We start from the raw sequence: 20,111 nt of genomic DNA, 5'->3' as shown, positions 1-20,111 counted from the left end.
TTACAATTGGCATCTAACTTTCCATTTTATCAATTTATGATTACGCCAACATCTCCCTGTTTATAGAAAGGTTATTCCGATGTTTTACTTCGTTATTAAGGAATTTTCGATAAAATACGCCGATAACCAATGGTTTTTACGAAAGTGAAAAGGGTGTCTATTTTTTGTGCTTATCTTTTTTAAACAATAGTTTGGGCTTGTATTGTTTGTTTTATGTTTTATGTTTGATGTGGTTGTGTTTTCAAAGTAGTTGTCAAGTGTGTATCAAGTGTATCTTTTGCGATCTTTGCTAAATAGACAATCCTTACTATATAGTTTTTCAAGCGCACCAAATCGACTAAATATTCACTTTTGATTTGTGCGATTTTTCTATCACATAAGAATAAGTATTATTTTATTACATTAGCCTCGGCGTGAGGCATTGATGTGGAGTACTCAAATGACGAGTAAATGGTTTACACAACAAAGTTCAGATGTTTTAAACGAACTGAACGCAGATCAAACGACAGGTTTATCAACTTCTGAAGCGGATGCACGCTTAGAGAAGCACGGCACTAACGAACTGACTGCACAAGAGTCAGCTTCTGCGTGGGAACTGTATATTCATCAATATAAAAACCCACTGATTTTTATTCTAGCTGTTGGTGCAATCGTTTCTTGGTCTACTGGCCACGCGATTGATGCTATGGCTATTGCAGTGATTATCCTTATCAATACTGGTATCGCGTTCTGGCAAGAATTTAAAGCTCAGAAAGGGATGGAAGCGCTAAAAGAAATGGCAGCTCCAGAAGCCGAAGTGATGCGCGATGGTAAATGGATCAGTGTTCCAGCTAAAAACCTCGTTCCTGGTGACATCATCAAAATTAATACTGGCGATATTCTGCCTGCTGATGTTCGTATTCTTGAGTCAAACCGTCTGACGGTAGATGAGGCTGCACTGACCGGTGAATCTGAGCCAGTGAATAAGCAGTCTGAACGCCTTGAAGATGAGACCCTTGGTCTTGGCGATCAGAAGAACATGGGCTTCATGACAACAATCGTGACTACAGGTACAGGCCTTGCTGTGGTAACAAGCACAGGTATGCAAACTGAAGTTGGTCACATCGCTGATATGATGAACCAAACGGAAGAGACGAAAACACCAATGCAAGAGCGTATGGACACCATCGCACTCGCATTATTGGTTGTTGCTCTTGTGGTTGTTGCTATTGTTTGTGCTATCGGTGTTTACCACGGTATGCCATGGTTAGAAATCCTAACAACAGGTATCTCTTTATCGGTTGCCGCTATTCCTGAAGGTTTACCAACGGTGGTTACTATCGTATTAACGATGGGCTCGACTAAGATGGTTAAGAATAATGCTTTGGCTAAACAGCTAGCAGCAATCGAAACGCTTGGTTCTACAACCGTTATCTGTTCAGATAAAACCGGTACGCTAACACAAAACCAAATGCAGGTGATGAAAGCGTACGATGTGTCTGGTCGTTACTGGGATGTGTCAGGTAAAGGTTTTGATCCTAAGGGTGAATTCATTACCAAAGGTCACAATGTCGAAGCGACAAACAGCCCTGCAATGATGAAAGGTCTTGTTGTTGCAACGCTTTGTAACGATGCTGAATATGTAAATGCTGATGGTAAATGGACGGTTCGTGGCAACCCGACAGAAGGTGCACTAATTGTTGCAGCTGCAAAAGCAGGTCTTAAACAAGATGAAATGCTATCAACGGGTGGCTACTCAATCGTTAAGAAGTTCCCGTTCGATTCTGGTCGTAAGATGGCTTCTGTTATCGTTCGTGACCCACAAGGTAAGCACTTCCTAGCATTGAAAGGTGCGCCAGATGTTGTTCTTGGTAAATCAACCAGCTTCATGGTTGACGGTGGTTTCGTACCAACGGTTGGCTGTGAAGTTTCAGGCAACTTGGCTCTCGATACCGCACCGTCTCAAGAGCTTCATTTAAACTTTGAAGCGGCAATCCAAACCTTTGGTGGTGATGCTCTGCGTACACTTGCCGTTGGTTTCCGTGAATTAAAAGAAGAAGAGCTTGAGTTAGATTTCCCTGAGCTTGAAAAAGACGTCAGCATCCTGGGTATCTATGGCATCATGGATCCACCACGCCCAGAAGTACGCGATGCAGTAAATAGCTGTTATAGCGCTGGTGTTCGTACGGTAATGATTACCGGTGACCACGCAGTCACGGCAGCAGCGATTGCTCGTGAAATCGGAATCATCCGTAGCGAAGACGATCTAGTGGTAACGGGTGCTGAGCTTGACCAAATGGATGACGAGAAGCTGTTGTCTATCTGTTCTCAGGTTGCAGTATTTGCCCGTGTTACTCCAGAGCACAAGCTGCGTATCGTAAAAGCGCAGCAAGAGAACAATGAAGTTGCCTCTATGACCGGTGACGGCGTGAACGATGCGCCAGCACTGCGTCGTGCAGACATTGGTGTTGCGATGGGTATTACAGGTACGTCTGTTGCGAAAGACTCAGGTGACCTTATCCTGTTGGATGACAACTTCAGTACTATCGTGAAGGCGGTACGTCAGGGTCGTCAAATTTTCGATAACCTACGTAAGTTTATCCGCCAAGCACTTACAGCGAACGTGGGTGAGGTTTCGGTAATCCTATTTGCATTCCTACTCATGGGACCAGATGTAGTACTTCCGCTAACTCCACTAATGATTTTATGGGTTAACCTCGTTTCTGATGGTCTACCAGCACTCGCACTCGGTGTTGAGCCAGAAGAGAAAGATCTCATGGAGCGTAAGCCAGGCAAACGTGACCAAGGCTTCTTCTCTAATGGTCTAGGCGCTCGTATCCTAACTCGTGGTCTCGCATTAGGTGGTCTAAGCTTTGTGACATTCTCTTACGCACTCGACGGTGGTTACAGTGCTCAATACGCACAAACCGTTGCGTTTTTAACACTGATCTTTGCTCAACTTTGGAGCTTGTTCGATGCACGTACGTTTACAACGATTTATCGTAAGAATCCGTTCACTAACCACTACCTACTTGGTGCGGTGGCAGTATCGGCTATCTTGTCTTTAAGCGTTGTGTACACAAGCTTCGGTCAGTTGGTATTCAGAACAGAAGCGCTAGAGTTTAATCACTTAATATCGTTAATCTTCATTGCAGCAGTACCAACATTTGTTCTATCTGCTATCAAAGAAGTGACTAAAGTGGAGTTTATCTAAGACAGACTTCTTAGCTAAATAATTGAATCCCGCCATAAAAGGCGGGATTTTTTATGCCTGTTGTCTTGGGAACGCAGAATTAGAAGTGAAAACTTATGTAGAGGCGGATTCTAGAGAGTGGCAATAAAAAAGCAGCGCTTTAAGCGCTGCCGTATTGATTAATCGTTGTGAACGGAAAGACTAATCTTCGCTCTTTTCTTTGAATTCACAGAGGTCTTCAATGATACAGCTGCCACAGCGTGGTTTACGTGCGACACAGGTGTAACGTCCATGAAGAATGAGCCAATGGTGGACATCCAGTTTGAATTCTTTTGGGATAACCTTAAGTAGTTTTGCTTCGACATCGTCGACGGTTTTACCCATCGCTAGCTTAGTGCGGTTTGATACACGATAGATGTGAGTATCAACGGCAATGGTTGGCCAACCGAATGCGGTATTTAACACTACGTTTGCTGTTTTACGACCGACACCTGGAAGGGCTTCTAATGCAGCGCGATCTTCCGGTACTTCACCATTATGTAGGTCAAGCAGCATACGACACGTTTTGATGGTGTTTTCTGCTTTTGAGTTAAATAGGCCGATGGTCTTGATATACTCTTTTAAGCCATCAACACCTAGGTCGAAAATTGCTTGCGGAGTGTTGGCTAAAGGGTACAGCTTATCCGTCGCCTTGTTCACGCTGACATCGGTTGCTTGTGCAGACAATAGAACGGCAATCAGCAGCTCGAATGGGCTGTTCCAGTTAAGCTCAGTCTCTGGCTTTGGATTGTTTTCTCTTAAACGCTCAAGTATTTCTACTCGTTTTACATTGTTCATAGCGACATTACTTTCAAATAGTTAGGGCATGAAGCTTGGATTGCTTCTGCTTTATCATCGGTTACGCGCTCTTATGAGCGTCATTATTATATGTACTGTTTAGATCTGATTTCCCCCCGCTGAGTGGTTGAGCTAACTCAGCGAGGTTTAAGCTAATTTAACTTATTAGGCATTGGTAACGCGAGCGCGTTCAATGACTGGTTTTTCTTGTTTTGGTTGTCTAGATTTTGCTTGGTTATCGATGATATTTTTCAAAGCAATTAAGAAACCAACACCAATGAAGGCACCCGGTGGAAGCAGGGCTAACAAGAAGCTGTTATCAAATTGGAATATCTGGATTCGTAACACCGAAGCCCAGTCACCAAGCAGCAGGTCTGCGCCATCAAATAGGGTCCCGTTACCAATAATCTCACGCATCGCACCTAACACGACCAATACTGATGTCATGCCTAGACCCATCCAGAAACCATCTTGAGCCGCTGGTAGCACTTCATTTTTTGAAGCGAAGGCTTCCGCACGACCAATGATGATGCAGTTGGTTACGATCAGCGGGATGAAGATACCCAAAGAGAGGTAAAGCCCATAGGCGTAAGCGTTCATCAGCAATTGAACACAGGTTACTAGCGAGGCAATGATCATTACGAATACTGGGATACGTACTTCTTTTGGCACATGATTACGAACCAAAGAAACAGAAACGTTTGAGCCGACCAGTACAAGCAAGGTAGCAATGCCTAGCCCAAGTGCGTTAGTGACTGTTGACGATACAGCCAGCAGCGGACATAACCCAAGAAGTTGCACTAGGGCAGGGTTATTGGCCCACATGCCATTTTTGATCAATGTTTTATGGTCACTCATTATTCACCACCACAATTTAGAGGTTGAGCAAGCAATGCTTGGTTGTTTTGGTTAACGTACTGGACCGCTTGTTTGACTGACTTCACGACTGCTCTTGGCGTGATAGTAGCGCCAGTAAACTGGTCAAAATCACCACCGTCTTTACGAACCTTCCAACGGTCTAGATTAGAATCCGTCACTTGCTTACCTGCAAACGAAAGAATCCAATCACTCACACGCAGATCAATCTTATCACCCAAGCCCGGAGTCTCTTGGTGAGAAAGCACGCGAGTACCTAAAATAGTACCGTCAGTTTTCATTCCAACAATGACTTTAATCGCGCCATTGTAGCCGTCTGGTGCAATCGCTTCGATCGCAATCGCGCTTGGCTCACCATTAAGCTTAGCAATGTAAGCCGGCATCGCTTGCTCAGTACCAAGCTCTTCTGCTTGAACCAAAGTACAAGACGAAAACAGCTCGTTGTCGTGCTGATCGTGTGGGATCACTTGGTTAAGAACAGACAGTAACTGAGCCTGTTCTTGTTGTTTGATCTGATCTTTGGTCAGGTAGTGAGTTACCGCGACCAAACCCGTCGAAGCACACGCAAAAATCGCGAGTACAAGGCCGTTTTTCTTAATTGCATTTAGCATGGTATCCGCTCCCTTAGTGACCGTATGTGCGAGGTTTGGTGTAGTAGTCAATCAGTGGAACACACATGTTGGCTAACAATACAGCAAACGCCACGCCATCAGGGAAACCACCCCAACTGCGGATGATAAAGACTAAACCGCCGATCAGAGCGCCAAACACTAAGCGACCTTTGACTGTCGTGGATGCTGAAACTGGGTCGGTTGCAATAAAGAATGCACCAAGCATAGTCGCGCCAGACAGAAGGTGAATGGTTGGAGAAGCGGTTTCACCAGGAGTGAGCACTAAGAACACTAAGCTAAACAGAGTAAGACTGCCGATGAAAGCCACAGGGATATACCATTGAATAACACGTTGCTTAATCAGCACTAAACCTCCGATTAGGTAAGCAAGGTTTACCCACTCCCAGCCTACGCCAGCTAACCAACTAAATTGAGGTTGAGATAGTGCTTCTGAGGCAGTATTGCCTGCCGTTAATGCCGTTTTGAATGCATCAAGCGGCGTCGCCATTGTGGTGCCATCAATGCCAAGGCGTGCTTGTTGCAGAGACAAACCTTCGTTATTGAAGCCAGTAAAGATCATCAAGAATGAGTCAATAAAGCTTGTTGCTTCTGCTGTCAGGCTCGCGGGAGCATTCCAACTGGTCATTTGAACTGGGAATGAAATCAGCAAAACAACGTAAGCGACCATCGCAGGGTTAAATGGGTTCTGCCCTAGGCCGCCGTATAAGTGTTTCGCGATAATAATAGCGAAGAACATACCAATGACGAGGATCCACCACGGAGAGTGTGGGGGAATCGCGACACTCAGTAGCCAAGCGGTTACAACAGCACTGTAATCACGCAGTGCCATTACTGGCGGGCGTTTTCTCAATAGCATGACGGCTGCTTCAAAGGTAACAGCAAGTGCAATAGCAAATACTAACTGGATGAGGGTACCCCATCCAAAGAAGTAGGTTTGAGCTAGTAGACCTGGCAATGCACAAATAGCCACCCATTTCATTAGATCTGGGGTGCTTCTACGGCTATGCGCGTGCGGTGAGCTGGCGATAAAGAAGGCCACTACTCTTTCTCCTCATTGTTCTTTTTATCTAGCTCTTGCTGTGCTTTTCTTGCTTTAGCACGAGCAATAGCGGCAGCAACGGCTGCTTTTTTAGGGTCAACAGCTTCAGATTGAGTTTCAGCTGCCACTTCGAGCACTGGCTCTGGCGTTTCTACTGTTTCGTCTTGTTTCGCTTGCTGGGCTTTTTTCGCTTTAGCACGAGCGATAGCTGCAGCAACAGCAGCTTTCTTCGGATCGACCTGTTCAGATTGAGTATCAGTTTCTACTTCAACTACTGGTTCAGATGTTTCTGCTTGCTTAACTTGCTGTGCTTTTTTTGCTTTAGCACGGGCTATAGCGGTAGCAACGGCGTCTTTCTTAGCATCGCCAGAACTTCCAGCTTCAGTTTCAACTGCAGGTTCAGGAGCTTCGGTTGTTTCTTGTGTCGCTTGCTGTGCTTTCTTAGCCTTAGCGCGAGCGATGGCCGCAGCAACAGCAGCTTTCTTAGGGTCGACTTGCTCCGATTGAGTCTCGGTTTCAACTTCAACCACTGGTTCAGATGTTTCTGCTTGCTTCGCTTGCTGGGCTTTTTTGGCTTTAGCACGAGCGATAGCGGCAGTAACAGCATCTTTCTTGGCATCGCCGGATTTTTCAGCAGGAGCTTCAGCAGCAGATTCAGCTTGTTGAGCTTTCTTGGCTTTAGCACGAGCAATGGCCGCAGCGACAGCATCTTTCTTAGCATCGCCAGAGCTTTCAACAGGAGCATCCGAAGCAGATTCCGCTTGCTGTGCTTTCTTCGCTTTAGCGCGAGCAATCGCAGCAGCAACGGCGTCTTTCTTCGTATCGCCTGAGCTTTCTGCAGGAGTATCGGCTGCTGCTTGTTGTGCCTTGCGCTCTCTCGCTTGACGCTTGCGCTCTTCACGCAGTTTAGACATTTCAGAGTTGTCTGGTTCAGCGCCTTCCGCTTTTTGAGCTGCAGCTTGTTTCGCTTTTGCCTTCGCAATAGCGGCAGCAACCGCAGGTTTCACTGCTGGTTCTTCATTCGGAGCCTGATCCGCAGCGGCTTTTTGTGCTTTAACACGAGCAATCGCAGCAGCAATAGCATCATCACCGCCGGATGTTTTCATATCTTTACGGCGGTTATCTGCGGCTTTTTTAAAGCGGTTTTCACGTTCGGCTTTATCACGCTCCATACGAGCGTTCTTCTCTTCAAAACGAATCTTGGCGCGTTCTGCAGCAGCGGCTTCATCTTTTCGAGTTTTGATTTCAGCTTTTGCTTGGCGATAGTACTGAACAAGAGGGATTTCGCTTGGGCAGACAAATGCACATGCACCACATTCAATACAGTCTTTAATATTTAGCTCTTCACACTTATCCAACTCGTTGGCTTTGGCGTGCCATTGCAGTTGTTGAGGAAGTAGAGACGCAGGGCAAGCTTCAGCACATGCGCTGCAACGGATACATTCCATTTCGTAAGTGCTTGGTGAGATCTCACGACGCGTTGGCGCTAAAATACAGTTCGACGTTTTAGTGATTGGCACATTGGCATGCGGCAAGGTGAAGCCCATCATCGGGCCGCCCAAAATCAAACGTGGCAGTTTTTTATCCGCTTTGTAGCCAAACTCTTCAAGTAACTCATGTACTGGTGTGCCTAATAGCGCCCAAACGTTACGAGGTTGCTTAAAGGTTTTACCGGTTAATGTCACAACGCGGTTAACCACAGGTTCGCCGTCAATTACCGCTCGCTTAATCGAGTAAAGAGAGCCGACGTTCTGAACCAAAACACCAATATCTGCAGGTATACCACCAGCTGGAACCTCTTTATTGGTGAGGATCTTGATGAGCTGTTTCTCACCACCCGAAGGGTATTTAGTTGGGATAACTCGAATGACGATGTCTTTGTTTTTCGCTGCAACCTCAAGTGCTTTTATTGCATCAGGTTTGTTGTCTTCAATACCGATAACGGTCAGCTTTGGTCGAAGGATATGTTCAACCACTTCAATGCCTTTTAAAACTTCGTTGGCATGCTCTTGAAGCAACTTGTCATCTGAGGTGATGTAAGGTTCACACTCAGCAGCGTTGACGATCAAAATGTCGGTACGACCTAAACCTGATTGAAGCTTCTTAGCCGTAGGGAAGCCCGCGCCGCCCATGCCTGAAATACCGGCTTGGCGAATCACATCCAGCAGTTCGTCAGAGGTTTTTTTAGAAAAGTCTTCAACTGGATTTTTTTCAATCCAAGTGTCTAAGCCATCAGGTTTAATAACCACGCACATTTCGCTCAGACCTGAAGGGTGAGCGGTGGTTCTTGGTTCAATAGCGGTAATCACACCCGAAGTTGGTGCATGTACTGGCAAAGTAAAACCCGTATCTAAGGCCGTCAGTTGTTGACCTTTTAGTACGGTGTCACCAACAGCAACCAATAGGTTACCGGGCTTACCGATGTGCTGTTTCACTGGAAGAACGATTTCTTCAGGAAGCCTTGCATGGGTGATATCGGTAGTATTTGACTGTTTTTTGTTTTCAGCAGGATGCACGCCGCCCGGGAAATCCCAAATAGAGCCCGTGCGAATTTGTTCAATTAAAGAGATCATACCAACTAACCCTATGCTTTTGGCTCTGATGCAGTCGCATCAGTGGCTTGGTTAGTGATATCAGTAACAGGAATGATGTTCATCTGCCATTTCCAATTTTCAGTCGTTGTTGCCACTGGAATCATTTCGATACAGTCAGTAGGGCACGGTGCGACACATAGATCACAACCTGTACATTCATCTTTAATTACTGTGTGTAGTGCCTTGGTACCACCAACAATGGCGTCAACAGGGCAGGCTTGAATACACTTAGTACAGCCGATACACATATCTTCATGAATGAAGGCAACGGTTTTTACTTTGTTATCTAAATCATGAGCGGAGTCTTCAACTTCTACGCCCATTAAGTCTGCTAGCTTCTCAATAGTTGCTTGGCCGCCCGGAGGACATTTGTTGATCTTGTCTCCGTTAGCAATCGCCTCTGCGTATGGGCGACAACCTGGGTAGCCACATTGACCACATTGAGTTTGCGGTAAGATGGTGTCGATTTGATCGACGATAGGATCGGCTTCAACTTTAAAGCGGATAGAAGCAAAGCCCAAAATAGCGCCAAAAACAGCGGCTAAAACGGCTAGCGCAATGATCGCAATTAAAATGGTACTCATGCTTATTTCACCAACCCAGTAAAGCCCATAAATGCCAAAGACATTAAGCCTGCTGTGATCATCGCAATCGATGCGCCTTTGAAGGGCATTGGAACATCAGCAACCGCAATACGTTCACGCATCGCAGCAAATAGGATCAATACAAGAGAGAAACCCACCGCAGCGCCAAAACCATAGATGATCGACTGAATGAAGTTGTGGTTTTCATTGATGTTCAAAAGTGCCACACCTAATACCGCACAGTTGGTGGTGATAAGAGGCAGGAAGATACCCAATAGGCGATAAAGAGTCGGGCTGGTTTTGTGAACGACCATTTCCGTAAATTGAACGACCACCGCGATAACCAAAATGAAGCTCATGGTACGCAGGTATTCAATACCCAGAGGGGTAAGGATGTAGGTTTCTACTAGGTATGCAGATACCGACGCTAACGTCAGAACGAAAGTCGTCGCGAGGCCCATGCCAATCGCAGTCTCCAGTTTCTTGGAGACTCCCATGAAAGGACATAGCCCTAAAAACTTCACTAGCACAAAGTTATTGACCAGCACTGTGCCAACCAACAACAAAAGGTATTCGGTCATAATGGATTAATTCTTGAGATTCCGATCCCGATATTATCCTGCTTTGCTCACCTAATAACAACCAAGGATCACTAGGGATTTAGACACTTGGTGAAAAAAACATCAGGTAATCGATTGATTATTAAAGTTACCGTAAGTATAGACGGCCAATTTTTACTTCGTGAGACAAGTTTGTAGGAGTAGTTGAATTGGATCTTTCATAAGATCATTCTTGAATTGAACTCGATTTGCTTCCTACGAATAGGGTCATATTTGTGGCTTTTTGTGCTCAGAACTATCAAAAAGAGGAGAGTAAAATACGAGCCCAAAGCACTAAAACGCAAAAAGCCGCATCGAGTGATGCGGCTTCTTTAAATTTGGCCCCCTTGTCGAGACTTGAACGCGGGCGGCTAGGTTTGTGACATTAACTTGGAACAAGTTAGTCGCAGTTATATACGAAAAAAGCCCAATCTTTCGATTGAGCTTTTTTCTGAATTTGGCTCCCCTTGCAAGACTTGAACTTGCGACATACGGATTAACAGTCCGCCGTTCTACCAACTGAACTAAAGGGGAATTGCTTGTTAGCGACGCGAATTCTAATAATTGTCCGGATTTCTGTCAATAAAAAATATCAGAAAAAAGTAAGATAAAAAACTTTACTTTCTTGAACGCCTTATAGGATTTAGCTTTGCTTTAGTTATCCACCAAAATTGTGGATAAGTGTGTGTGTGAAACTTTAACAACAATAATCGGGATAAATCGAAAAATGTAAAAACCTTATCTAACGTAATGTATTTAAAAGATTTATAGCAAAATGTCGCAATTGTATAACTTTTGTAGATTATAAAACGAACAGTAAAACAAGCGGTATTTTTAGGTTTTTTGGGGAAAAGTAGTGGATTAAAATTCGAGTAATTTAGCTGGGGAAACTTTGCAGGGCACGGATAATACCAAGTTCTAAAAATAAAAGCTATAACTGATCTCTGATCTTAAGATGCATTTCTCTAGATAATTGTTGCAACGACACTCCTCCTAGAGTGACAATGACCTGATTAAAAAAACAGTATGGAAATGGCGACCTATGAGTAAACTCTTTGACTTGGTATCGGACTACAGCCCGTCCGGTGATCAGCCGACAGCGATAACCAAATTACTAGACGGATTAGATTCTGGTTTGGCACATCAAACTCTACTAGGGGTAACGGGCTCAGGTAAAACCTTTACCCTTGCCAACGTCATTTCCCAATCTCAAAGACCTGCGATTCTGTTAGCGCCTAACAAGACATTGGCGGCTCAACTTTACGGTGAGATGAAATCTTTCTTTCCAAACAATGCCGTTGAGTATTTCGTTTCTTACTACGATTACTACCAACCTGAAGCCTACGTTCCAACCACGGACACGTTCATCGAGAAAGATGCGTCTGTGAACGCTCATATCGAACAAATGAGGCTTTCGGCAACCAAAGCCTTATTAGAACGAAAAGACGCCATCATTGTGGCTTCTGTGTCGGCTATCTACGGTCTGGGTGATCCTAAGTCTTATTTGAAGATGATGCTTCATTTGAGTCGTGGCGAGGTGATGGATCAGCGAGACATCCTGCGTCGATTGGCTGAGCTGCAATATTCAAGAAACGATGTCGCCTTTGAACGTGGTCAGTTCCGTGTTCGTGGTGAGGTGATTGATATCTTTCCGGCTGAATCTGACCAAGATGCGGTTCGAATTGAGATGTTCGATGACGAAGTGGACTGCATTAGTATTTTTGATCCTCTGACTGGTGCGGTGAAACAAAGAGACTTGCCGCGCTTTACGGTTTATCCAAAAACTCACTATGTAACGCCAAGAGAAAAAATCCTTGAGGCGATTGAGAACATCAAGGACGAACTGCGCGATCGTGCTCAATACTTAAAAGACAACAATAAGCTTTTGGAAGAGCAGCGTATCTCTCAAAGAACTCAGTTTGATATTGAGATGATGACTGAGCTTGGCTTCTGTTCCGGTATCGAAAACTATTCACGATACTTGAGCGGCCGTGCGGAAGGGGAAGCGCCGCCAACGTTATTTGACTACCTGCCTGATGATGGTTTGCTGATCATCGATGAGTCACACGTGACTGTGCCGCAAATTGGTGCGATGTATAAAGGTGACCGTTCTCGTAAAGAAACCTTGGTCGAGTTTGGTTTTAGACTGCCTTCTGCATTGGATAACCGTCCAATGAAGTTTGAAGAATTTGAGTCTATAGCCCCACAAACGATTTTTGTGTCGGCAACACCAGGTAATTACGAGATTGAAAAATCAGATGGCGAGATTGCTGATCAAGTGGTACGTCCTACTGGTCTGTTAGACCCAATCATCGAAGTAAGACCTGTCGCGACGCAGGTGGATGACTTGCTGTCTGAAATCAGAATCCGTTCAGTGAAAGAAGAGCGTGTTTTGGTTACCACGTTGACCAAGAGAATGGCAGAAGACTTAACCGAATACCTAAGTGAGCACGGCGTTAAAGTGCGTTACTTGCACTCGGATATCGATACCGTTGAGCGTGTAGAGATCATCCGAGACCTACGTTTGGGCAAGTTCGATGTGTTAGTGGGCATTAACTTACTTCGTGAAGGTTTGGATATGCCTGAAGTGTCGCTGGTGGCGATTCTTGATGCAGATAAAGAGGGCTTCTTGCGTTCTGAGCGTTCTCTGATTCAAACCATTGGTCGTGCTGCTCGTAACTTGGAAGGTCGAGCAATCCTTTATGGTGATTCGATTACTAAGTCGATGAGAAAAGCGATTGATGAAACCGATCGTCGTCGCGAGAAACAGCAAGCCTACAACGAAGAGCAAGGCATCACTCCGCAAGCGTTGAAACGCAATATCAAAGACATTATGGAACTGGGTGATCTAACCAAGTCGAAGCAGCAGCGCCAATCGAAACAAGTTCCACTATCTAAGGTGGCAGAGCCTTCTGAAAGTTATGCAGTACTTACGCCGCAACAGCTTGATAAAGAGATCAGCAAGCTAGAATCTGCGATGTATCAGCATGCTCAGAATCTGGAATTTGAATTGGCCGCACAGAAGCGTGATGAAATTGATCAGTTAAGAAAGCAGTTTATTACCAACAGCTAATCTCACTTTTCGCTCGAGAATTGATCCCCCTCAACACAAGAACTGAGAGTGTTTCAGACAAAAAAACAGCCAGTAGTAAATGTTCTACTGGCTTACGTTTGTGAACAATCGGTCCACTAACAACGTCAGTTGGCTAGGTGACCCGAAGGTCATTTATACCGTTGCATCGTTCGTGCCAGATAGATAAAACATTGATTGTTTGAAGCAAGTAAAAAAACACACTACAAATACTGTGGCTAATTTGCATAATGCAAAGCGGAATGCGACTATAATAAGAAATGCAAATTATAAATGGCTAGGATATGCAATCAAAAACGCTAGATAACAAATCGAAGTATTTGTTGATGGTAGAGGATACCGCTTCGGTAGCAGCTTTATATCGCTCGTATCTTACACCGCTCGAAATTGATATCAACATTGTCGGCACTGGCCGCGATGCAATCGAGAGTTTGAATCATCGAATCCCAGACCTTATTTTATTAGATCTACGTCTGCCTGATATGACGGGTATGGACGTACTATTTGCTGTAAAACAAAAATACCCTGAAGTTCCAGTTATCTTCATGACGGCTCACGGCTCTATCGATACCGCTGTAGAAGCGATGCGTCATGGCTCTCAAGATTTCCTTATCAAACCGTGTGAAGCCGACCGACTCCGTATTACGGTGAATAATGCGATCCGCAAAGCCACCAAGCTTAAAAATAGCTCGGAACACCCGGGAAACCAGAACTACCAAGGTTTTATCGGCAGCAGCCAAACCATGCAGCAGGTTTACCGAACTATCGATTCTGCTGCATCGAGTAAGGCGAGCATTTTCATTACTGGTGAAAGTGGTACCGGTAAAGAGGTATGTGCAGAAGCCATTCATGCGGCGAGTAAGCGTGGCGATAAGCCGTTCATCGCGATTAACTGTGCCGCTATCCCTAAAGACCTGATTGAAAGTGAGCTGTTTGGCCACGTTAAAGGTGCCTTTACCGGTGCGGCGACCGATCGCCAAGGTGCTGCTGAGCTTGCTGATGGTGGGACACTGTTCCTTGATGAACTGTGCGAAATGGACTTAGAGCTGCAAACCAAGCTGCTGCGCTTTATCCAAACCGGTACTTTCCAAAAAGTCGGCTCTTCGAAGATGAAGAGTGTCGACGTTCGTTTTGTGTGTGCGACCAACCGTGACCCTTGGAAAGAAGTACAAGAAGGTCGCTTTAGAGAAGATTTATACTATCGTTTATACGTGATTCCATTGCACTTGCCGCCATTGCGTGAGCGTGGTGAAGATGTCATCGAGATCGCGTATTCTCTGCTAGGCTATATGTCGGTCGAGGAGGGGAAGGCGTTTGTACGTTTTGCTCAGGAAGTACTTGATCGCTTTAATCAATATGAGTGGCCGGGTAACGTTCGTCAGCTACAAAACGTGTTGCGGAACGTGGTGGTTTTGAATAACGGCAAAGAGATTACTCTCAACATGCTTCCACCACCGTTGAACCAACCGATTGAAAACAGTCTGCGATTGAAAGAGAAGCAGAATGAAGACATCACGGTAAAAGATATTTTCCCATTGTGGATCACTGAGAAAACGGCTATCGAGCAGGCCATTAAAGCGTGTGATGGCAACATCCCTCGTGCGGCAGGTTTCTTAGATGTCAGTCCATCGACGATATACCGTAAGTTGCAAACGTGGAATGCGAAGCAGTAATCAACAAACAATAAGAAAATAATAATGACGAAAGTATTAAATCAGCAAAAAGTTGATGAGCTTGCCGGCGAAATAGGCCAAGAGAATGTCCCGGTTTTACTGGAAATCTTTTTAGGTGAGTTGAAAGGCTACTACGAACACCTAGAGATAAATAAAGAGTCGGATACCTCTAAGTACTTGGCTGATATCAGTCATGCGCTTAAGAGCAGCGCAGCAAGCTTTGGTGCGGATTCTTTGTGTAGTTTTGCGATTAGCTTAGACGCAAAAGTGAAGCAAGCGTTGCCTGTAACCGAGATTGATTTTCAAGATATGCAAGACCTCCTGTTATCGACGTACACTGAATATCAGCAGTTGATGACGGACCTTTAAAACAGCGAGTTATTACTGAGATTAAAAAAGGAGCAGCATGCTCCTTTTTTGTTGTTTGTCGCTTGAACCTATGGCTACGCCAACTGGGCTTCAATGGCTTGTTGAAGCTTCACACGGTCGTGTCGCCAATCTCGGTTTGCCGATGCAAGATCTGTGGTCACACAATTCCATTGCACTTCTAGTTCCGGGTGAGGTTCATTGCCTAACACGATGTCTATTTTCCTTGCCTTACAGGTACGTTCACACCACTCCAATTGCTCTTGAAGCGTCATTTTCCCTGCGGGACCGTGCTCTGGTGAAAGGTTTTCAACGAAGATAACTTTTGCCTTGGTGTTCTCAGAGATTGCTTTGCCAATCTCTGGAAGGAGAAGAGGGGGCATCACACTGGTTAAAAAGCTTCCAGGGCCAAGGACAATGCAGTCTGCTTGCTCAACGGCAGCAACGGCTTCTTTGGTTGCTGGCACTTCTGGAGACAAGTCCATCATGCGCAGCTTTTCCGTCATGTCATCAACGTTGGTTTCGCCGGTAACCCAGCGGCCGTCCATTGATAGAGCCGTGAGGTCTGAAGGATGCTCAGTCATCGGCACGATATTGACATCGACCTTGAGCATATTTCGAATCAGGTTAATTGCTTCCAATGGGCGAACGGAAAGGTTGTCTAACGCCGTCAGCATTAGGTTACCCAAGTTATGACCGTCTAGCTCACCTTGACCACGAAAGCGGTATTCGAACATCATCGAACTGATTGAAGGCTCTGTGATTAATTGGTTGATACAGTTGCGTGTATCTCCCCATGCGATGCCACCTTGGCAATCTCTAATACGTCCGGTGGAACCGCCGTTATCTGTCGTTGCAACAATGCCAGTTGCGTTGTTACCAAAGTCTTTTAATGCAGCTAACATGCGACCTAAGCCATGGCCACCGCCGATTGCTACGACTTTCTTTGAAGAGTAAATATTCATTTATTGTTCTTGTTAGGTTATTACCAACTATAATTTAGGTTAAATGCTTCTCGCTATATACTCAACAAGAGTTATTTTGAGCGTTTGATACGTTTTTTTTGCCGATGTGACCCGTTTTTTACCATCAGAGCTAGATTCACGTACAAATATTAAGTATTTTATTAATCAGCTACTGCGCGTGTGAATATAACGCTCAGTTGCCATAACTCCGAGCTCTCGCATGCTAAGTCGCACAGTGGTATTTGCTGTACCGATACGCATCAAGAGCCAGTGACATGTTGTCACAAGGGCTTAATTGGAAATGATTATGCCTCCCGTGTTTGGAAAGGTGTTCCGTGGCGCAACAATTCGAAGATAGATTCCATCGCAAGTTTTATTACTTGCGCTTGTCGGTTACAGACGTCTGTAACTTTAAATGTACTTACTGCTTGCCAGATGGTTACAAACCGTCAGGGCAAAAAAACTCGTCTTTTTTAAGTGTTCCCGAGATCAAACGCGTTGTTAAAGCGTTTGCAGATTGTGGTACCTCAAAGATCCGCATTACAGGCGGAGAGCCGAGTCTGCGTAAAGACTTTCCTGAAATCATACATACCGTTGCTTCTACTCCAGGCATCGAAAAAGTGGCCACCACAACGAATGGCTACCGCATGGAGAAACAAGTAGGGCAATGGCGTGATGCTGGTTTAACCCATATAAACGTGAGCGTGGATAGTTTAGATTCGCGCATGTTCCATCAGATCACTGGTGAGAATAAGTTTACTGAGGTTATGCGAGGCATTGATAAAGCGTTTGAGGTTGGCTTTGAACAAGTCAAAGTCAACGTCGTATTAATGAAAGACCTCAATAGTCAGGAATTACCAGCCTTCCTTAATTGGATCAAAGACAAACCTATTCAATTACGTTTTATCGAGCTGATGAAAACCGGCGAGATGGACGAGTTGTTCGATAAACATCATGTGTCTGGCGTTGCGATTCGCAACCAGCTTATTGCTAATGGTTGGCTGTTAAAAGTCAAAGCCGTTAACGATGGCCCGGCGCAAGTGTTTGTCCACCCAGACTACAAGGGTGAAATCGGTTTGATCATGCCTTACGAGAAAGACTTTTGTGAGAGTTGTAACCGACTGCGCGTTTCTGCGACCGGTAAACTTCACTTATGTCTGTTTGGCGACCATGGTGTTGAACTGAGAGATCTGATTCAAGAAGATCAACAAGAGCAAGAACTCATTGATCGAATTCAGGCTCAGCTTCAAACCAAGTCCGTTAGCCACTTCTTACACGATGGCAACAGCGGCATGACTCCAAACTTGGCGTCAATCGGCGGTTAACCCGCTACACACTCTAAAGCATTTTATCGCTCAGCTTCTTCAGGCTGGGCGAATCAGTCTAATGAAAAATTTATATAGGTGAACAAATGGGTCACGCAGAAAGCAAATTCCAAGCAGCAAACATCGCAGTACTAACGGTTTCAGATACTCGTACAGAAGAAAACGACACTTCAGGCGGTTACCTAGCAGAGCATGCTAAAGAAGCGGGTCACAACGTGGTTGATAAGCAAATCGTTATTGATGACATGTACAAGATCCGTGCGATCGTATCTAAGTGGATCGCTGATGAAAGCGTACAAGCGATCATGATCACTGGCGGTACGGGCTTCACTTCTCGCGACAGCACGCCTGAAGCGCTTAAGCCACTATTCGACAAAGAAGTAGAAGGCTTTGGTGAGCTATTCCGTCAAGTATCTTACGAAGAGATCGGTACTTCGACAATTCAATCTCGTGCGATTGCGGGCTTTGCTAACCACACAGTAATCTTTGCGATGCCAGGCTCTACAGGTGCTTGTCGTACTGGTTGGACTAAGATCATCAAGCAACAGATGGATGCTAGCCACCGTCCTTGCAACTTCATGCCACATCTTTCTGTATAAGGCGGTTTGAGCATGAGCCAATTTACACACATTAACGCGTCTGGCGAAGCAAACATGGTCGATGTATCGGCTAAAGCTGAGACAGTACGCGAAGCGAGAGCGGAAGCATTCGTTCAAATGTCTGCTGAAACGCTAGAGCTGATTGTTTCTGGTAGCCACCATAAAGGTGATGTTTTCGCAACGGCACGTATCGCAGGTATTCAAGCGGCTAAGAAGACGTGGGATCTGATTCCACTGTGTCACCCTCTGCTATTAACTAAAGTAGAAGTGCAGCTTGAAGCTATCGAGTCTGAAAACAAGGTTCGCATCGAATCTGTTTGTAAGCTTGCGGGTAAGACGGGCGTAGAGATGGAAGCGCTAACGGCTGCTTCTGTGGCTGCGTTAACGATTTACGATATGTGTAAAGCTGTTCAGAAAGACATTGTTATCGAAAACGTGCGCCTGCTAGAGAAGACAGGTGGTAAATCTGGTCACTTTAAGGTGGAGTCATGATTACAGTACTTTTCTTTGCTCAAACTCGTGAACTTGTTGGTGTGGACAGCGTTGAAGTTGATGCACAATTTAAGACGATTGAAGCGATTCGTAGTCATCTTGTGACACAAGAAGGCAAATGGGATATCGCTTTGGAAGAGGGCAAGCTTCTGGCTGCGCTTAACCAATCTATCGTGCCTTTGACGACTGAAGTGAAAGACGGTGATGAAGTTGCTTTCTTCCCACCAGTGACTGGAGGCTAAGCATGGATCCAAGAGTATTAGTGACAGCTGAGGACTTCTCGGTAGGCGACGAATACGACTACTTGGCTCAAGGTACAGCTGCCGGAGCGATTGTGACGTTCGTTGGTAAAGTTCGCGACATGAACCTTGGCGACAATGTGATTGGTTTGTCTCTGGAGCACTATCCGGGTATGACAGAAAAATCACTGAGCGAGATCTGTGATCAAGCTGAGGCACGCTGGCCAATCCAAAAGATGCGAGTTATCCATCGTGTTGGTGACCTAGATATCGGTGACCAGATTGTTTACGTTGGTGTATCCAGTGCACACCGCGGTGCGGCCTTTGAAGCCTGTGAGTTTGTGATGGATTTCCTAAAAACCAAAGCGCCGTTTTGGAAGAAGGAACGCACCACTGAAGCAACTCGTTGGGTTGACTCTCGAGACTCAGACGCGAAAGCTGCAGAGCGCTGGGTAAAATAATCACCCAAGGTTACTCACCTTCAGAACGAATATTAAAAGCCGACTATTAAAGTCGGTTTTTTTGTACGTGCTACAAAGCTATTTATAAATAAGTGGTGTATTAATAAATGGTTAATCATTCAAGTTGCATATAAATTCGGTACGTGATTTTGCCTGTCTTGGTGCATTTCTAAATCTGTTTTGGTGCAGTGCATTATGCTGTTTTGTATAAAGTGATAATCCTCACAAATAGTGGAGTCTATTTAGGGGATATGTGATGTGCAATTAGATTTCATGTGGCATTAATGTTAATTTGCGCTCAGTGTTCTAGCATAAGATGCTAAAAAAAAGTATCAATACAGATACATCAACACTAAAGGCTGTTTTTTAATTAATCCCTATGTGTAACTCACTATTCATTAGGTTTTTATTAGAGATTTACACTGTTACCTTGAGTAATTCGGAGAATTATCCGATTTTTTGCGACTTGTTTATGGCAAATTACTTCAATGGTTGATAGTGTGTGCCTCAATCTTTGTAAGGTTTTAGATTTTTATGCTTAAAATTTGAGCTAAATAAATCTAAATC

Annotated in this window: 17 protein-coding genes, 1 tRNA gene and 1 riboswitch; of the genes, 9 read left to right on the top strand and 9 right to left on the bottom strand. The window is 44.9% G+C overall.

Annotated features, from left to right (window positions below):
- The first annotated feature begins 439 nt into the window (after positions 1 to 439).
- On the top strand, positions 440 to 3,193 hold the full coding sequence (locus tag BCU07_RS08525; protein ID WP_102427880.1) for a cation-translocating P-type ATPase: 2,754 nt from the start codon (positions 440 to 442) through the stop codon (positions 3,191 to 3,193).
- A 180-nt stretch (positions 3,194 to 3,373) separates the two neighbouring features.
- Here BCU07_RS08525 and nth read toward each other — a convergent pair whose 3' ends face one another.
- The 8 genes from nth to BCU07_RS08485 form a co-directional block, all read right to left on the bottom strand.
- Complete coding sequence (gene nth, locus BCU07_RS08520) at positions 3,374 to 4,009, bottom strand: endonuclease III (protein WP_017061172.1); 636 nt, start codon at positions 4,007 to 4,009, stop codon at positions 3,374 to 3,376.
- A 165-nt stretch (positions 4,010 to 4,174) separates the two neighbouring features.
- Entirely contained in the window at positions 4,175 to 4,867 is a 693-nt protein-coding gene (locus tag BCU07_RS08515; RefSeq protein WP_012603531.1) for an electron transport complex subunit E, read from the bottom strand.
- Positions 4,867 to 5,496 carry an electron transport complex subunit RsxG gene (gene rsxG / locus BCU07_RS08510; protein WP_017061171.1) on the bottom strand — a complete coding sequence of 210 codons (630 nt, stop codon included), beginning with the start codon at positions 5,494 to 5,496 and terminating at the stop codon, positions 4,867 to 4,869. The genes BCU07_RS08515 and rsxG overlap by 1 nt, the downstream gene beginning before the upstream one ends.
- Before the next feature lie 13 nt (positions 5,497 to 5,509).
- Entirely contained in the window at positions 5,510 to 6,556 is a 1,047-nt protein-coding gene (gene rsxD, locus BCU07_RS08505; RefSeq protein ID WP_017063459.1) for an electron transport complex subunit RsxD, read from the bottom strand.
- Positions 6,556 to 9,129: an electron transport complex subunit RsxC gene (rsxC, locus tag BCU07_RS08500; protein ID WP_102427879.1), complete on the bottom strand. Its 2,574-nt coding sequence runs from the start codon at positions 9,127 to 9,129 to the stop codon at positions 6,556 to 6,558. The genes rsxD and rsxC overlap by 1 nt, the downstream gene beginning before the upstream one ends.
- Positions 9,130 to 9,140: 11 nt before the next feature.
- Positions 9,141 to 9,734: an electron transport complex subunit RsxB gene (gene rsxB, locus BCU07_RS08495; RefSeq protein WP_004734040.1), complete on the bottom strand. Its 594-nt coding sequence runs from the start codon at positions 9,732 to 9,734 to the stop codon at positions 9,141 to 9,143.
- A gap of 2 nt (positions 9,735 to 9,736) precedes the next feature.
- The gene (gene rsxA / locus BCU07_RS08490) at positions 9,737 to 10,315 is read right to left on the bottom strand and encodes an electron transport complex subunit RsxA (protein WP_004734039.1); all 579 of its coding nucleotides are present in this window, start codon (positions 10,313 to 10,315) and stop codon (positions 9,737 to 9,739) included.
- Positions 10,316 to 10,791: 476 nt separating this feature from the next.
- Positions 10,792 to 10,867: transfer RNA gene (locus tag BCU07_RS08485), tRNA-Asn, on the bottom strand.
- Between the two features lie 508 nt (positions 10,868 to 11,375).
- On the opposite strand from BCU07_RS08485, the gene uvrB reads away from it, so the two are divergent.
- The 3 genes from uvrB (at position 11,376) to luxU (ending at position 15,466) form a co-directional block, all read left to right on the top strand.
- Positions 11,376 to 13,406, top strand: a complete 2,031-nt coding sequence (gene uvrB / locus BCU07_RS08480) for an excinuclease ABC subunit UvrB (RefSeq protein WP_017066592.1) — start codon at positions 11,376 to 11,378, stop codon at positions 13,404 to 13,406.
- A 302-nt stretch (positions 13,407 to 13,708) separates the two neighbouring features.
- Positions 13,709 to 15,097, top strand: coding sequence for a quorum-sensing sigma-54 dependent transcriptional regulator LuxO (gene luxO, locus BCU07_RS08475; protein ID WP_004734031.1), 1,389 nt, complete (start codon positions 13,709 to 13,711; stop codon positions 15,095 to 15,097).
- Positions 15,098 to 15,121: 24 nt separating this feature from the next.
- Positions 15,122 to 15,466 carry a quorum-sensing phosphorelay protein LuxU gene (luxU, locus tag BCU07_RS08470; RefSeq protein ID WP_017062179.1) on the top strand — a complete coding sequence of 115 codons (345 nt, stop codon included), beginning with the start codon at positions 15,122 to 15,124 and terminating at the stop codon, positions 15,464 to 15,466.
- Positions 15,467 to 15,540: 74 nt separating this feature from the next.
- On the opposite strand, the gene BCU07_RS08465 is transcribed toward luxU, so the two are convergent.
- Positions 15,541 to 16,428: a YvcK family protein gene (locus tag BCU07_RS08465; RefSeq protein ID WP_017062178.1), complete on the bottom strand. Its 888-nt coding sequence runs from the start codon at positions 16,426 to 16,428 to the stop codon at positions 15,541 to 15,543.
- A 194-nt stretch (positions 16,429 to 16,622) separates the two neighbouring features.
- Positions 16,623 to 16,775, top strand: a riboswitch (molybdenum cofactor riboswitch).
- Between BCU07_RS08465 and moaA the strand changes: the two genes are divergently transcribed.
- The 5 genes from moaA (at position 16,764) to moaE (ending at position 19,544) form a co-directional block, all read left to right on the top strand.
- On the top strand, positions 16,764 to 17,753 hold the full coding sequence (gene moaA, locus BCU07_RS08460; protein ID WP_009848642.1) for a GTP 3',8-cyclase MoaA: 990 nt from the start codon (positions 16,764 to 16,766) through the stop codon (positions 17,751 to 17,753). (Overlaps the previous riboswitch by 12 nt.)
- Before the next feature lie 86 nt (positions 17,754 to 17,839).
- Positions 17,840 to 18,352, top strand: coding sequence for a molybdenum cofactor biosynthesis protein B (gene moaB, locus BCU07_RS08455; RefSeq protein ID WP_004734027.1), 513 nt, complete (start codon positions 17,840 to 17,842; stop codon positions 18,350 to 18,352).
- Positions 18,353 to 18,364: 12 nt separating this feature from the next.
- On the top strand, positions 18,365 to 18,844 hold the full coding sequence (gene moaC / locus BCU07_RS08450; RefSeq protein ID WP_004734026.1) for a cyclic pyranopterin monophosphate synthase MoaC: 480 nt from the start codon (positions 18,365 to 18,367) through the stop codon (positions 18,842 to 18,844).
- On the top strand, positions 18,841 to 19,086 hold the full coding sequence (gene moaD, locus BCU07_RS08445; protein WP_004737346.1) for a molybdopterin synthase sulfur carrier subunit: 246 nt from the start codon (positions 18,841 to 18,843) through the stop codon (positions 19,084 to 19,086). The genes moaC and moaD overlap by 4 nt, the downstream gene beginning before the upstream one ends.
- Positions 19,087 to 19,088: 2 nt before the next feature.
- On the top strand, positions 19,089 to 19,544 hold the full coding sequence (gene moaE / locus BCU07_RS08440) for a molybdopterin synthase catalytic subunit MoaE (RefSeq protein WP_102427878.1): 456 nt from the start codon (positions 19,089 to 19,091) through the stop codon (positions 19,542 to 19,544).
- Positions 19,545 to 20,111 lie beyond the last annotated feature (567 nt).

Source organism: Vibrio sp. 10N.261.54.E10, assembly GCF_002877735.2.
In the GTDB taxonomy this organism is placed as follows: domain Bacteria; phylum Pseudomonadota; class Gammaproteobacteria; order Enterobacterales; family Vibrionaceae; genus Vibrio; species Vibrio crassostreae_C.
Note: the sequence above shows the minus strand (reverse complement) of the source record. Positions and strands in the feature narration are given on the sequence as shown.